Below are 15,277 nucleotides of genomic sequence, written 5' to 3' on the forward strand. Positions count from 1 at the left end.
ATGCGTGCCATGACCGTAGAACGCGGCGCTCGGGTGCTCGAACTGCCCGCGATCGATGAGCTTCGCAGGCTTGAGATTCCGTCGCGCTGGCTGTGGATCGCGAGTCTCGCCGCATTGCTGATGGCGACGACGACGCTGGCGATGCAATGGCGCGATCCGGACCTGAGCCGCCTGCGCATCGAAGGCAAGTTCGAGCGCGTGTCTCCGCAGCTGCTGCGCGAGGCGGCGCTGCCGTCGCTCGGCCAGGGTTTCTTCTCGGTCGACGTCGACGCGGTACGCGAAGAACTCACGCAGCTGCCCTGGGTCGCCAAGGCGCGCGTCGAGCGCGACTGGCCGACGGGCCTCTCGATTCGCGTCTGGGAGCGCGAGCCGTTCGCGCGCTGGAACGGTGAATCGCTGCTCGACACCGGCGGTGTCGCATTCACGCCGGCCGCGCAGGACATGCCCGAATCACTGCTCGGCAAGCTGCCGCGGCTGTCCGGTACGGCCGGCAACGAAGCACTCGTGGCGAGCAGCTATCGCCGGCTTTCGGCCGCGCTCGAAGATACGGTGCTCGCGATCAACGGCCTGGCGCTCGATGCACGCGGCGAGTGGACCGCGCAGACGCGCATGGGTCTGACGCTGCGCCTCGGTGACGGCGACGTCGCCGACAAGGTGCCGGTGCTCACGGGCGCGCTGCTCGCGGCCGTCGGCAATCGTCTCGATGAAGTCGCCTACGTCGATCTACGCTATACCAACGGTTTCGCCATCGGTTGGATCGCCAACCAGACCGGCGAGGGCCAGGCAGGAGCGCCGGCCGCCGCTATTCAAGGAGTGAAGAACAATGGCTAAGCGCGAATCGCGCAATCTGCTCGTGGGCCTGGACATCGGCACGTCCAAGGTCACCTGCATCGTCGGCGAGCTGATGCCCGAAGGCCACGTCGAAATCGTCGGCCTCGGCTCGCATCCGTCACGCGGTCTCAAGCGCGGCGTGGTGGTGAACATCGAAGCGACCACGCAGGCGATCCGTCGCGCCGTCGAAGAAGCCGAACTGATGGCTGGTTGCCGCGCGCAGTCGGTGTTCGTCGGCATTTCGGGCGCGCACATCAAGAGCCACAACTCGGTCGGTGTGGTGCCGGTACGTTCGCGTGAAGTGTCCGAGAAGGACGTCGAATCGGTCATCGAAGGCGGTCGTGCGATCGCGATTCCGGCCGACCAGAAAGTGCTGCACGTGGTGCCGCAGGAATTCGTCGTCGACGGCCAGGAAGGCATCCAGGAGCCGGTCGGCATGTTCGGCGTGCGCCTCGAGGCCAAGGTGCATATCGTCACGGGTTCGGAATCGGCCGCGCAGAACGTGCAGAAGTGCGTCGAGTCCTGCGGCCTGCACGTCGACAAGCTTTGCCTCAATCACCTCGCGTCGGCCTACGCGGTGCTGATGCCCGACGAGCGCGAGCTCGGCGTCTGCATGGTCGACATCGGCGGTGGCACCAGCGACATCGCGGTGTTCAAGGGCGGCGCGGTGCGCCACACGGCGGTGCTGCCGGTGGCGGGGGACCAGGTCACCAACGACATCAGCGTGGCCTTCCGCACGCCGACGCAGGCGGCCGAGGACATCAAGCTCAAGTTCGGCTGCGCGCTGCCGCAGCTGCTGACCTTCGACGAAGAGATCGAAGTGCCCAGCGTCGGCGAAAACCCGCCGCGCCGGCTCTCGCGCATCACGCTGTCGGAAGTCATCCGTCCGCGCTACGAGGAGCTGTTCCGGCTCATCCGCAAGGAACTGCATCGCTCGGACTGGTACGACGGCATCGCCGGCGGCGTGGTCCTCACGGGCGGCGCTTGCTACCTGCCGGGCGTGCAGGAACTCGCCGAGGAGGTGTTCGAGCTGCCGGTGCGTCTGGGACTGCCGCAGAACGTCGTCGGCGTGCGCGACGTGGCCAAGAGCCCGGCCAATGCGACGGCGGTGGGCCTGCTGCAGTACGGCCGCCAGTTCCAGGCACCCAGGGACACCCGACCTGAAGTCGGCGTCGGCTACTGGGTGCAGCGCGTAAGTCAGTGGTTCAAAGGCAATTTCTAATAAAGCTCAATGATTTCAGGGAGTCTGTGAAGGTTCTGAGGGCTGGGTCTGAAGTGTTATGAAGTGTTGCATTATTTATTTCCACTGTGCACACTAAATAACATCAAACCCGTACAAATGCCGACAAGTTCTCACAGATCGCGGAAGGGTTTGGGGTCTCGCAGTATCGATTGGAGGTTTGACATGGCAGGAAGAGCTAACGAGCTGTACGAGATCGTCGACGGTCAGCCCATGGATGCGGTGATCCGCGTCATCGGCGTGGGCGGCGGCGGCTGCAATTCCATCAACGAGATGGTCGAGGCGCGCATCGAGGGCATCGAGCTGTTCGCTGCCAATACCGATCGCAAGCATCTCGAGAAATGCAAGACCACCAACATCGTTCAACTGGGCGCGACTCTGACACGCGGCCTCGGCGCGGGCTCCAACCCTGAAAAGGGTCGTGCGGCCGCGCTCGAAAGCAAGGAGCTCATTCGCGAGCTGCTCGAAGGCACCGACCTGCTGTTCGTGACCGCCGGCATGGGTGGCGGAACCGGCACCGGCGCGGCACCGGTGATCGCCGAGATCGCCAAGGAAATGGGCATCCTGACGGTGGCCGTGGTCACCAAGCCCTACAGCTTCGAATCCGGCAAGCGCATGGACGTGGCGCGCCGCGGCATCGAGGAACTGCAGAAGCACGTCGACTCGCTGATCGTGATTCCGAACGAGAAGCTGCAGATCACGCTGCCCGAGGACATGACGGTCACCGAGTGCCACAAGAAGGCCGACGAGGTGCTCAAGAACGCCGTGCAGGGCATCTCCGGCCTGATCACCAACCCGGGCGAGATCAACGTCGACTTCGCCGACGTGCAGACGGTCATGAGCAACCGCGGCATGGCGATGATGGGCCTGGGCACCGCCAATGGCGAAGCCCGCGCCGAGCGCGCCGTCGAGGCCGCGCTGGCCTGCCCGCTGCTCGACGACATCGAGCTCTCGGGCGCCCATGGCATCCTCGTCACGCTGACGCACGGCGGTTCGCTGACGCGCAAGGAACTCCAGCTCGTCAACGAGCGCGTGAGCAAGATCGGTTCCGAGGATGCGGACATGAAGTTCGGCGTGTCGATCGACGAATCGCTCGGCGACGAGCTGCGCGTCACCGTCGTCGCCACCGGGCTTGCGATGCGTCCGGCCGCTCACCAGCAGCCGGCGATCCAGGCGCAGCCGTCCAAGGTCACGCCGTTCGTGCGCAGCGAGCAGCCGCAGTATCAGCAGCCGCATCATCAGGGCCACTACCAGCCGCAGTACCAGCAGCCGGCCTACCAGCAGCCGCAGCAGGTGCCGACGCTGACCGGCGTGCAGCGCTCGCGCATGGAGCCGCAGATGGCCGCAGCGGCGGCCGCTGCTCCGCGCAGCAACCCGTTCGCCGGGCTGGATCTGGACGAGCAGATGCTCGATATCCCGACCTTCCTGCGGCAGCAGGCGGACTGATCGTCGGTCCCTGCGGTAATCCGACCCCTGCCGAGGCCGAGCTTCAGCAGGGGTTTGTTTTTGCGACGGTAGCTTGCATGAGCGGTGGTAAACTTCGGCGTTTAGTCACGGTCTAGCCGTGGCTCGCTCCACCGCGAAACCAGAGCGGGCTCAACCGAGGACCAAGAAAATGGTCAAGCAGCGCACCCTACAAAAAGCCGTCCGGGCGACCGGCATCGGCCTTCATTCCGGGCAGAAGGTGTTCATGTCCCTGCTGCCGGCCGGCCCCGATACCGGCATCGTGTTCCGGCGCATCGATCTGTCGCCGGTCGTCGAAGTGCCGGCGCGTGCGGACCTGATCCGCGAGACCACGCTGTCGAGCACGCTGGTCCACAAGTCCGATCAGGGCGAGGTGCGCGTCGCCACCGTCGAGCATCTGATGTCCGCGCTCGCGGGCCTGGGCATCGACAACTGCATCATCGAAATCTCCTCGCCCGAAATTCCGATCATGGACGGCAGCTCCAGCCCGTTCGTGTTCCTGATCCAGTCGGCCGGCATCCACGAGCAGGAGGCGCTTAAGCGCTTCATCCGCATCAAGCAGCCCGTGCAGGTGCAGGAGGGCGACAAGTTCGCCCGCTTCGAGCCGTTCGAGGGCTTTCGCCTGAGCTTTTCGATCGACTTCAAGCATCCGATCTTCAAGACCAGCCGCCAGACCGCGATCGTCGATTTCTCGAGCACCTCGTACGTGCGCGAGGTGTCGCGGGCCCGCACCTTCGGCTTCATGCGCGAACTCGACCAGCTGCGCGCCCACAACCTCGGCCTAGGCGCGAGCCTCGACAACGTCGTCGCGCTCGACGAATACCGCGTCATGAACGCGGACGGCCTGCGCTTCGAGGACGAGTTCGTGCGCCACAAGATTCTCGATGCGGTGGGCGATCTCTACCTCGGCGGTCACAGCCTCATCGGCGCCTACACGGCCTACAAATCCGGCCATGCGCTCAACAACAAACTGCTGCGCGCGCTGCTCGACGATCCGTTGGCCTGGGAATACGTCACCTTCGAAGAGGCCAATGCCGCGCCTCCGATCAACTACGTGCGCGGTGTGCTTGCAGCGGCCTGAATCGGCTCAATGGTGTTGAAAAGGCGGCGCTTGGCGCCGCTTTTTTGTTCTTCGGCGCCCAACTCCGGGCAAAACGCCCGATACGGCCCGGCTCTTGCCTCAATTTGCCTTGCCGCCTAGACTCGGGTGAATCGTCGATTAACAGACGGCCTCACCTTGGTCTCCAGGCGGGTGCAGGACAGCTTCAAAGAATCTCTCAGGAAGCTCAGCAGTTCCTGTTGGCGATAACGCAAGGGGACCAGCGCGGCGGCGTTCGAAGCGAATAGAACGACCGTGTCGCCGCGAATGTTGGCCAGGCGTATCGATTGAAACCAGGGCTCTTGAGTCCATTGCCGAAGGGCGTTGTCCAGGGCGCTGATGCGCTCGGCACGCTCGATCAGGTCACGCAGCGGATGAGGCTGCTGACGCAGGGTGCCGATCAGTGAGACGGCATCATCGTGCATGAGGATTGCGGGTCGTAATGGATATTATCGTTGTGAGCCACACGCGAGGGCGAACCTGGCGTTTCAAGTTCGCGCCTGCGCACATCCTCTCATGGATGCCGGTGGCGCTGGTTGGGTTGCTGGTCTGCGGCGTCGGCTTTTCGGCCGGCTTTCTGGTGCGCGGAGGCTCGACCGCGCTGCTGCCGGATCGTCTCGCCGGCAAATGGTCCGAAGAGCTCATGGCCCAGCGCGCCGAGCTCGCCAGGACGCGCGAGATGGCCGAGGAGAACACCGAGGCGCTGTCCCGCCGCATCGCCCAGCTCAATGCCCACATCATCCGGCTCGACGCCGCCGGCCAGCGGCTCACCGAGATCGCCGGCCTCGAGAGCGGGGAGTTCGATTTCGGTTCGGTGCCGGCCATCGGCGGCCCCGAAGTACCCGACACCGTCGCGACCGATTTCTCGGGCGATCCGGTCCTGAGCTCGATCGCCGCGATCGAGCGCAAGCTCGGTGATCGCGAGCGCCAGATGCACGTGCTCGAAGACCTGCTGCTCGCGAGCCGCCTGCAGAAGCAGGTGCGTCCGTCGGGCTGGCCGATCGAGAACGGTTACATCTCCTCGGTGTTCGGCGTGCGCACCGACCCGTTCACGGGGCGCATGTCGCGCCACGACGGCATCGATTTCGCCGGCCGTTCGGGCTCCTCTGTGGTCGCGGTGGCCACCGGCATCGTCACCGTCGCGGGGCCCAAGATCGGCTACGGCAATCTCGTCGAGATCAATCACGGCAACGGATATGTCACGCGCTACGGCCACAATGAGCGCATCACCGTCAAGGTCGGCGACCGCGTGATCAAGGGCCAGCAGATCGCGGCGGTTGGCAGCACCGGACGCTCGACCGGTCCGCACGTGCACTTCGAGGTCGCGTTGAACGGCAGGCCGGTCAACCCGGCTCGCTACATCGAAGCGGCTCGCTGAGCCCTTGCGAATGTCGCCAGCGACCGCCTTCGGGCGGTCGCTTCGTTTGGGGGCGGCGAGGCGCGGGGCCAGCCTTGAATGAACCGCCGCCGGCCCCATGCCAGTGCATAATAGGCGGCTTCGGGACCGCCCCGACGCAATCTCATGCCGCCGCTAGACGCGGCCTCACGGATCAGACACTTATGGTGAACAGCTGGCTGGCTCGCATTTTCGGGAGCCGCAATCAACGCATCGTCAGCAGCCTGCAGGGCCTGGTGAAATCCGTCGGCGCGCTCGAAACCAAGATCGCCGCGCTCAGCGACGACGCCCTGGCCAACCAGACCGTGCTGTTCCGCGAGCGCCTGGCCAAGGGCGAATCGCTCGACGCCATCCGCGCCGAAGCTTTCGCCACCGTGCGCGAGGCCGGCAAGCGCGTCATGGGCATGCGCCACTTCGACGTGCAGCTGATCGGCGGCGCGGTACTGCACGACGGCAAGATCGCCGAAATGCGCACCGGCGAAGGCAAGACGCTGATGGCGACGTTGCCGGCCTACCTCAATGCGCTGCCCGGCAAGGGCGTGCACGTGGTCACCGTCAACGATTACCTCGCACGCCGAGACGCCGAGTGGATGGGCCGCATCTTCCGCTTCCTCGGTCTTTCGACCGGCGTGATCACCTCGGGCCAGTCGACCGCCGAGAAGCGCGCGGCCTATGCGGCCGACATCACCTACGCGACCAACAACGAACTCGGCTTCGACTACCTGCGCGACAACATGGCGTTCGCGCTCGGCGACAAGGTGCAGCGTGGCCAGTACTACGCGATCGTCGACGAAGTCGACTCGATCCTGATCGACGAGGCGCGTACGCCGCTGATCATCTCGGGCCCGACCGACGACGATCCCGAGCTGTATCGCAAGATCAACGCTTTCGTCACGCGCCTCAAGCGCCAGGAAGAAGAAGACGGCCCGGGCGATTTCTGGGCCGACGAGAAATCCAAGCAGGTGCACCTGTCCGAAGAAGGGCACGAGCACGTCGAGCAGGCGATGCGCCAGGCCGGGCTGCTGTCCGACGAGGACAGCCTCTACGACGCCTCCAACATCATCCTCGTGCATCACCTCAATGCGCTGCTGCGCGCGCACAACCTCTATCGCAAGGACGTCGAGTACATCGTGCGCGGCGGGCAGGTGGTGATCGTCGACGAATTCACCGGCCGCATGATGCCGGGCCGGCGCTGGAGCGATGGCCTGCACCAGGCCATCGAGGCCAAGGAAGGCGTGCAGATCCAGCAAGAGAACCAGACGCTCGCCAGCATCACCTTCCAGAATTATTTCCGCCTCTACAACAAGCTGTCCGGCATGACCGGCACGGCCGACACCGAGGCCTTCGAGTTCCAGAGCATCTACAACCTCGAAGTCGTGGTGATTCCGACCAATCGCCCGATGGTGCGCATCGACCGCGGCGACCAGGTGTTCATGACCGCCGAAGAGAAGTTCGCGGCGGTCATCCACGACATCAAGGAAGCGCACGCCAAGGGCCAGCCGGTGCTGGTCGGCACCGCGAGCATCGAGACCTCGGAGTTGCTGTCCGGCCTGCTGCAGAAAGAGAACATCGCGCACGAGGTGCTCAACGCCAAGCAGCACGAGCGCGAGGCCGACATCGTCGCACAGGCGGGTCGCCGCGGCGCGGTGACGATCGCGACCAACATGGCCGGTCGTGGTACCGACATCGTGCTCGGCGGTTCGCTCGAAGCCGCGCTGCATGCGATCGCGCCCGAAGACAGCGCTGCACGCGCCGCCGCGAAGGCCGAATGGCAGCAGGCGCACGACGAGGTGCTCGCCGCCGGTGGCCTGCTCGTGATCGGCTCCGAGCGCCATGAATCACGTCGCATCGACAACCAGCTGCGCGGCCGTTCGGGCCGTCAGGGCGACCCGGGCGCGACGCGCTTCTATCTGTCGCTCGACGACCAGCTCATGCGCATCTTCACGCCGCCGCGCATGCGCCAGATGCTCAAGGGCATGGGCATGGAGAAGGGCGAGGCGATCGAGCATCGCTGGGTCACGCGCGCGATCGAAACCGCGCAGCGCAAGGTCGAAGCGCACAACTTCGACATCCGCAAGAACCTGCTCGAATACGACAACGTCGCCAACGACCAGCGCAAGGCCGTCTACGAACTGCGCGACGAACTCATGGGCGCCGAGCGCGTGACGCCGATGATCGACGAGATTCGCGAGGACGTCGTCGCCGCGGTCATCGACGCCTACATCCCGGCGCAATCGATCGAGGACCAGTGGAACGTTCCGGGCCTCGAGGAAGCGCTGCGCAAGGATTTCGCGTTGAGCCTGCCGGTCGGCAAATGGCTCGAAGACGAAAAGAATCTCGACGAACGCGGCCTGCGTCAACGTATCGTCGATGCGGTGGCGAGCGCCTACAGCGAGAAGAAAGAGAAGATCGGCGCCGCGCCGCTCGAGCATTTCGAGAAGGCGATCTCGCTGCAGGTGCTCGACAACTTCTGGCGCGAGCATCTGGCCGCGATGGACTATCTGCGCCAGGGCATCCACCTGCGTGGCTATGCGCAGAAGGATCCCAAGCAGGAGTACAAGCGCGAAGCCTTCACGATGTTCAACGACGTGCTCGCGCGCTTCAAGCACGAGGTGATTTCGACACTCGCGCGCGTGCAACTGCAGACCGAGGAAGAAGTCGCCGCGATCGAAGAGCAGCGCCGCCAGCAGCAGGAAGCGCGTCCGATGCAGTTCCAGCACGCCGAGGCGCCCGATGCGCTCGGCGAGCCCGAAGCGCCGCCGCCACCGCCCGCCGCGGCTCCGCGCCGCCTGCAGGAGGCGCCTCCGCCGGTCGCGCGTCCCGAGACCTTCGTGCGCGAGGATCGCAAGGTCGGGCGCAACGATCCTTGTCCCTGTGGTTCGGGCAAGAAGTTCAAGAACTGCCACGGCGCGCTGATCTAAGCGCTCGCAACCGCGGCAAAGCCGGCGCCGATGTCGATCACGCTGACCGGCCTGCATCTGTATCCGATCAAGTCCTGCGCGGCCCTGTCGCCGTCGCAGGCGACGGTCGAGCCGCGTGGCCTCGCACACGATCGCCGCTGGATGATCGTCGATGCGCAGGGGCGTTTCGTCACCGGGCGCGAAGTGCCGCGCCTGGTGCTGATTCGCGCCGAGCCCGTCGCCCAAGGTCTGCGCCTGCGGGCGCCGGGCATGCCCGAGATCATCGTCGGCTGGCCCTCGCCAGCGGCGCCGCGGATGTCGGTGACGGTCTGGAAGAGCACGGTCGAGGCCCAGCTCAGCGGGCTCGACGTCGACATCTGGGTCTCGCGCTTCCTGCAATACGATGCCCGGCTCGTGCACATGGACGCGCGCAGCTATCGTCCGATCGACCCGCAGCGCGCGCATTCCGGCGAAGTGAGCTTCGCCGATGCCTATCCGCTGCTGCTGATTTCGCAGGCCTCGCTCGACGGCCTCAACGCGAGGCTGCACAAGCCGGTGCCGATGCTGCGCTTTCGTCCGAACCTGGTCATCGACGGCGTGCCCGAGCATGCCGAAGACGGCTGGCGACGCATTCGCGTCGCCGGCATCGAATTCGAACTCGTCAAGCCGTGCACGCGCTGCGGCTTCACGACCGTGATGCCGGACACCGGCACGCTCGACCCGAGCGGAGAGCCGCTGCGCACACTCGCCCGCTACCGTCGCCACGACAAGGGCGTGATCTTCGGCCAGAACCTCATCGCTAAAGGCGCCGGCCGCCTGCGCCTCGGCGATACGGTCGAAGTAATCGCCTGATCACCTTCCGGCGATCGGGCCGTACCGCCGATCGTGAAACTAAAGCCGCGTGCGATCGCGGCCGACAACACTCTCATCGAGCTCGCTTGGGCTCAGTCGCAGATGGAGGTTGTGTCATGTCGAATATCCGTAATGCCGCGACGCCGCGCATTTTCGTCGGAGAGACCCACGAAGCCAGCGGTCCGCATTACACCGTGGCGCTCGAGATTGCCGATCAGCCAGTCAAGGCTTCGCGGCGGGATCTGCGCTGTGTCAGCGCCATCGTCACCTGCAATGGCGAGCCGCTGCTCGATGCGGAAGTGTCGGTCGGCTTCCATCCGCTGCATGCGCAAGCAACGCAGACCAGCCACTGGCAACCAAGCGAGCTACTGCTCGCCCGCGATCACCATCCGCAATCGCGGCCCGAGCAATTGCATGGTTCGCTCGCGCTGCAGGCCGGCGCTTATGAAGTCGACGTGACGGTCAATCGCGAGGCGCATACGGGCTTCACGATCGAAATGTGAGCCTGAAGCCGGACCGCTTGCGCCCGCACGGACCCAAACGGCGCAAGTCGGCGGCGGCTCAGTCGCGAGTGACGATGATGTAGATCGCGTGGATGATGCCCGGCACGTAGCCGAGCAGCGTCAGCAGGATGTTGAGCCAGAACTGCAAGCCCAGGCCCACCTGCAGGAACACGCCGAGCGGCGGAAGCAGAATGGCCAGCAGGATGCGGACGACGTCCATGTGTTTCTCCTCGCGGCTGCGGTAGTTTTTCTGCACGTTAGATCGCCGTAATGAACATTGGCTTTATTCGCGCTCTTCGTCGGTGAACGCTCAGCGCACGGGCTTGCGCCGCAGATCGAGCGTGCAAGGGTAGTCCGGATTCGGCGATTCCTGCGGCGGCCAGTAAACGGACGGCGTGTGGCCGAACGGAGCGAAGCGCGACAGGCGCCGCGCCTCGGCTTCGTAGCTGTTGACCGGGAAGGTCTCGTAATTGCGGCCGGCCGGATGCATGACGTGGTAGGTGCAGCCCGCGACCGCGCGCTTGTTCCAGTCGTCGTAGAGGTCGAACACCAGCGGCGTGTGCACGCCGATGGTCGGATGCAGGCAGGCCGCCGGTTGCCAGGCGCGGTAGCGCAGGCCAGCGACGAACTCGTCGCGCGCGCCGCCGGACGACAAGGTTTCGCGCAGCGGCAGACGACGTCCGCCGACGGTGACGAAATGACGGCCCGGTGTGAGTCCGCGCGCCTTGATCTGCATGCGTTCGAGCGATGAATCGACGAAGCGCGAGGTGCCGCCGATGGCCGCTTCCTCGCCGAGCACCGGCCAGGGTTCGAGCGCGTGGCGCAGCTCGATCTCGATGCCCTCGTGCACGAGCGTGCCGTGCAGCGGGAAGCGGAATTCGAAGTGCGGCAGAAACCACTCGTCCTTGAACTTGAAGCCGGCGTTGCGCAGGTCGGACAGCACGTCGCGGAAATCCTGCCAGCAGTAATGCGGCAGCATGAACTGGTCGTGCAGGCGCGTGCCCCAGCGCACCAGCGGACGCGTGTAGGGCTTGTCCCAGAACCAGGCGATCAGCGCGCGCAGCATGAGCTGCTGCACCAGGCTCATGCGCGGATGCGGCGGCATTTCGAAGGCGCGGAATTCGACCAGGCCCAGGCGGCCGGTCGGGCCGTCGGGCGAGTACAGCTTGTCGATCGAGATTTCGGTGCGGTGCGTGTTCCCGGTGACGTCGACGAGCAGGTTGCGCAGGATGCGGTCGACCAGCCAGAGCGGCACCTGCTGGCCCGGTTCGGGCAGCTCGGACAGCGCGATCTCGACGTCGTAGAGCAGCGAATCCTGCGCCTCGTCGATGCGCGGATGCTGCGAGGTGCTGCCGATGAACAGGCCGCTGAACAGATAGGAAAGCGCCGGATGGTTCTGCCAGTAGCGCACCAGCGAGCCGAGCAGGTCGGGCCGGCGCAGGAACGGCGAGTCGGCCGGCGTGGCGCCACCGACGACGAAATGATTGCCGCCGCCGCTGCCGACCGCACGGCCGTCGATCAGGTATTTCTCGGTGTCGAGGCGCGAGAGCCGCGCCTCTTCGTAGATCGCGAGCGTGGTTTCGCGCAGTTCTTCCCAGCTGTGCGCCGGGTGGATGTTCACCTCGATCACGCCCGGGTCGGGCGTGACCTTGAGCACGTTGAGCCGTGAATCGTTCGGCGGCGAATAGCCTTCGATGCGAACGGGCACGTCGAGCTCGGCGGCGGTGTCCTCGACCGCGCTGACGAGTTCCAGATAGTCCTCGATGCCGCTCGTGGGCGGCATGAAGACACACAGGTAGCCGTCCTTGGGTTCGACCGCCATCGCGGTGCGCACATTGCCGCCCTGCAGATAGCTGCCGCGCAGCTTGGGCTGCGGCTGCTCGCGCTCGGCCGTGAGCTTCTGCTGGCGCTCGCGGCGGCGCTGCTCCTGCTCGGTGACCGGCGCCTGCAGGAACGGCTGGCGACGCGCATCGGCCTGCGCCGGCAGCGGCTCGGTCACCCGCATCGGATCGTACGGAATCACATGCGGATAGACGCTCGCCGGCAGCCAGGGCAGGGCGTCGAGCGGCAGGCGGAAGCCCACCGGCGAATCGCCCGGAATCAGGTACATGCGGCCCGAGCGGAAGGTCCAGCGCTCGGACATCCAGGCGCGCGACTGCCAGCGCTGGACCGGCAGCGCATAGCCTTTGGGGGTGTCGAGGCCGCGCGAGAAGGTCTTGGCGAGGCGCGCGCGCTCCTCGGCGTCCTTGATCTTGTTGTCGGCGGCCGTGACGTTCTCGGGCAAGCGGCCTTCGCGGTGCAGGTAGTAGAAGGCGTCCTCGTAGGCCGGCAGCGCGTTGTCGGGGTCGACTTCGAGACGCCGGGCGATGCCGCGCAGCAGCGCGCCGGCGAGTTCGGGCGTCGGCGCGGCCGAGCCTTCGGCCAGGTCGGTGCGCAGGATCGGCTTGCCGTCGCCGCGCCAGTACAGCGCATAGGCCCAGCGCGGCAGCTGCTCGCCCGGATACCACTTGCCCTGGCCGTAGGTCAGCAGGCCGTTCGGGGCGAAGCGGTCGCGCAGGCGCTTGATCAGCGTATTGGCCAGGCCCTGCTTCATCGGGCCGACCGCGGCGGTGTTCCACTCGGCGCCCTGGCGATCGTCGATCGAGATGAAAGTGGGCTCGCCGCCCATGGTCAGGCGGATGTCGCCGGCGACGATCTTCTCGTCGACCGCGTGGCCGAGCGCATCGATGTCGGCCCATTGCCGCTCGGTGTAAGGCTTGGTCACGCGCGCCGATTCGAGCAGGCGCGTGATCTTCATCTCATGGCCGAAGTCGGTCTCGAGCTCATCGTCCTCGCCCTTGGTGGCGTAGGACATCGAGCCGGTGATCGGGGCCGCGCTCGAGGGCTCGGGCGTGGCGCACAGCGGGATGTGGCCTTCGCCGGTCAGCAGGCCCGAGGTCGGATCGAGGCCGATCCAGCCGGCGCCCGGCAGGTAGACCTCGCACCAGGCGTGCAGGTCAGTGAAATCGACTTCGGTGCCCGACGGGCCATCGAGCGATTTGACGTCGGGCGTGAGCTGGATCAGGTAGCCCGAGCAGAAGCGCGCGGCCAGGCCCAGGTGACGCAGGGTCTGCACGAGCAGCCAGGCCGAGTCGCGGCAGGAGCCCGAAGCGAGCTCCAGCGTCTGCTCGGGCGTCTGCACGCCGGGTTCCATGCGGATCAGGTAGCGCACCATGTTCTGGATGCGCTGGTTCAGGCCGACGACGAAATCCACCGAACGCTGCTCGGTGAGGTCGATCGACGAGACGAAGGTGGCGAGCAGCGGCGTGAGTTCGTCGGTGCGCAGGTAGAGCTTGAGCTCCTCCTTCTGCGTATCGGTATACGCGAACGGGAAGTTCTCGGCGTCCGGCTCGACGAAGAAATCGAACGGGTTGTAGATCGCCATGTCGGCGACCAGGTCGACCGTGACCTTGAATTCGCGGACGTCCTCCGGGAACACCACGCGGGCGAGCCAGTTGGCGAAGGAATCCTGCTGCCAGTTGATGAAGTGCGGCTCGGGCTCGATGCGCAGCGAGTAGCTCAGCACGTTGGTCCGCGAATGCGGAGCCGGCCGCAGACGGATGATCTGCGGCGACAAGGTGACGGGGCGGTCGTAGCGGTAGACCGTCTGGTGGAACAGGGCTGCGTGAAGGGTCATGGGGAGAGAAGGCTGGCGGGGCGGCCGGGCGAGCGGAGGGCGCGGGCGAAGCTCGCGGCCGACATCATACGGAATGCCTCTGCATCGTTGTTTCCCCCGGGGTCAGGATCGGCGGACGTCTCGTTCGGGAGGTCCGTAAGCCACGGGTACAATAAGCAAAAATCGTCGCATCGCAGGCCGGTGCGGATTCGCCAGCCGGAGTAGCGCCGATGACCGTCTTCAACCATCCCGAGTTCGATGCCCACGAGATCGTGGCTTTCCACCATGATCGCCACACCGGATTGAGGGCGTTGATCGCGGTTCACAACACGCGGCTCGGCCACGGGCTCGGCGGCTGCCGCATGTATCCGTACGCGAGCGACGATGCGGCGCTGACCGACGTGCTGCGGCTGTCGCGCGGCATGACCTACAAGGCGGCGCTGGCCGGGCTCAAGCAGGGCGGCGGCAAGTCGGTGATCATCGGCGACCCGCGCGCCGCCAAGACCCCCGAAATGATGCGGGCGATGGGCCATTTCGTCGAAACCCTCGGTGGCAAGTACGTGGTGGCCGAGGATTCCGGCACCAACGTCGCCGATATCCACCTGATGGCCGAGCACACGCGCCATGTCGGCGGGCTCGCCGACGCGGCGGCGACCGCGGCCGGACGCAGCGGCGATCCGTCGCCGGCGACCGCGCTCGGCGTGTTCTACGGCATCCAGGCGGCGGTGAAGCACAAGCTCGGGCGCGATGACCTCAAGGGGCTGCGCGTGGCGATCCAGGGTGTCGGCAACGTCGGCTTCCGGCTCGCCGGACACTTGCACGCGGCCGGGGCCCAGATCTGGGTGACCGACAGCTATGCGCCGGCGGTCGAAGCCTGCATCGCCGCCTACGGAGCCCATCCGGTGCTCATGGAGCAGATCTACGGTCTCGACGTCGACGTGTTCGCCCCTTGCGCGCTCGGAGCGATTCTCGACGACGTCAGCATTCCGCAGCTCAAGGCCACGATCGTCGCGGGCGCGGCGAACAACCAGCTCGCGGCGCGCTACCACGGCCAGGCCTTGTTCGAACGGGGCGTGCTCTATGCGCCCGATTACGTGATCAACGCGGGCGGCATCATCGACATCTACTACGAAGGCGCCAATTACGACTGGAGCGCCGTCGATGCGCATCTGCATCGCATCGGCGACACGCTCGCGCGCGTGTTCGAGCGCTCGGATGCGGAAGGCGCGCCGACGGCCGTGATCGCAGATCGCATGGCCGAAGAAATCTTTGCGGGATGAGGGCCCGGTGCAACGGCGGGTGACGCCGCTGTGCGGCCAACCCGACCGCTTCGCAGG

General features: G+C 66.0%; 12 protein-coding genes. 9 read left to right on the top strand and 3 right to left on the bottom strand.

From position 1 onward, the window contains the following. The 4 genes from AC3WUM_RS17620 to lpxC all read left to right on the top strand — a co-directional run bounded on the left by AC3WUM_RS17620 (position 1) and on the right by lpxC (position 4,616). Positions 1-831, top strand: a complete 831-nt coding sequence (locus AC3WUM_RS17620; RefSeq protein WP_492411802.1) for a cell division protein FtsQ/DivIB — start codon at positions 1-3, stop codon at positions 829-831. Then, a complete protein-coding gene (gene ftsA / locus AC3WUM_RS17625) occupies positions 824-2,053 on the top strand; it encodes a cell division protein FtsA (protein ID WP_374680205.1) in 1,230 nt (409 codons plus the stop codon). Before AC3WUM_RS17620 ends, ftsA begins: the two co-directional genes overlap by 8 nt. 183 nt (positions 2,054-2,236) lie before the next feature. Then, positions 2,237-3,517, top strand: a complete 1,281-nt coding sequence (gene ftsZ / locus AC3WUM_RS17630; RefSeq protein ID WP_492411805.1) for a cell division protein FtsZ — start codon at positions 2,237-2,239, stop codon at positions 3,515-3,517. 169 nt (positions 3,518-3,686) lie between these two features. Beyond that, entirely contained in the window at positions 3,687-4,616 is a 930-nt protein-coding gene (gene lpxC / locus AC3WUM_RS17635) for a UDP-3-O-acyl-N-acetylglucosamine deacetylase (protein ID WP_492411807.1), read from the top strand. Between the two features lie 116 nt (positions 4,617-4,732). Here lpxC and AC3WUM_RS17640 read toward each other — a convergent pair whose 3' ends face one another. Beyond that, positions 4,733-5,059, bottom strand: a complete 327-nt coding sequence (locus AC3WUM_RS17640) for a hypothetical protein (RefSeq protein WP_322266959.1) — start codon at positions 5,057-5,059, stop codon at positions 4,733-4,735. Between the two features lie 17 nt (positions 5,060-5,076). Between AC3WUM_RS17640 and AC3WUM_RS17645 the strand changes: the two genes are divergently transcribed. From AC3WUM_RS17645 to AC3WUM_RS17660, 4 genes are all read left to right on the top strand, one after another. Then, positions 5,077-6,012, top strand: a complete 936-nt coding sequence (locus AC3WUM_RS17645) for a M23 family metallopeptidase (RefSeq protein ID WP_492411809.1) — start codon at positions 5,077-5,079, stop codon at positions 6,010-6,012. Between the two features lie 182 nt (positions 6,013-6,194). Beyond that, the gene (secA, locus tag AC3WUM_RS17650) at positions 6,195-8,951 is read left to right on the top strand and encodes a preprotein translocase subunit SecA (RefSeq protein WP_492411811.1); all 2,757 of its coding nucleotides are present in this window, start codon (positions 6,195-6,197) and stop codon (positions 8,949-8,951) included. A 30-nt stretch (positions 8,952-8,981) separates the two neighbouring features. Continuing rightward, positions 8,982-9,782, top strand: a complete 801-nt coding sequence (locus AC3WUM_RS17655) for an MOSC domain-containing protein (protein ID WP_492411813.1) — start codon at positions 8,982-8,984, stop codon at positions 9,780-9,782. 116 nt (positions 9,783-9,898) lie between these two features. Further along, a complete protein-coding gene (locus AC3WUM_RS17660) occupies positions 9,899-10,285 on the top strand; it encodes a hypothetical protein (RefSeq protein ID WP_492411815.1) in 387 nt (128 codons plus the stop codon). 58 nt (positions 10,286-10,343) lie between these two features. Here the strand turns inward: AC3WUM_RS17660 and AC3WUM_RS17665 are convergent, their stop codons facing one another. Next, positions 10,344-10,505: a YqaE/Pmp3 family membrane protein gene (locus tag AC3WUM_RS17665; RefSeq protein WP_007185709.1), complete on the bottom strand. Its 162-nt coding sequence runs from the start codon at positions 10,503-10,505 to the stop codon at positions 10,344-10,346. Between the two features lie 90 nt (positions 10,506-10,595). Further along, on the bottom strand, positions 10,596-13,961 hold the full coding sequence (locus AC3WUM_RS17670; RefSeq protein ID WP_492411817.1) for a transglutaminase family protein: 3,366 nt from the start codon (positions 13,959-13,961) through the stop codon (positions 10,596-10,598). Between the two features lie 209 nt (positions 13,962-14,170). On the opposite strand from AC3WUM_RS17670, the gene AC3WUM_RS17675 reads away from it, so the two are divergent. Next, on the top strand, positions 14,171-15,220 hold the full coding sequence (locus tag AC3WUM_RS17675; protein WP_492411818.1) for a Glu/Leu/Phe/Val family dehydrogenase: 1,050 nt from the start codon (positions 14,171-14,173) through the stop codon (positions 15,218-15,220). Positions 15,221-15,277: the final 57 nt, after the last annotated feature.

It is taken from the genome of Hydrocarboniphaga sp. FW305-C-57 (genome assembly GCF_058783045.1).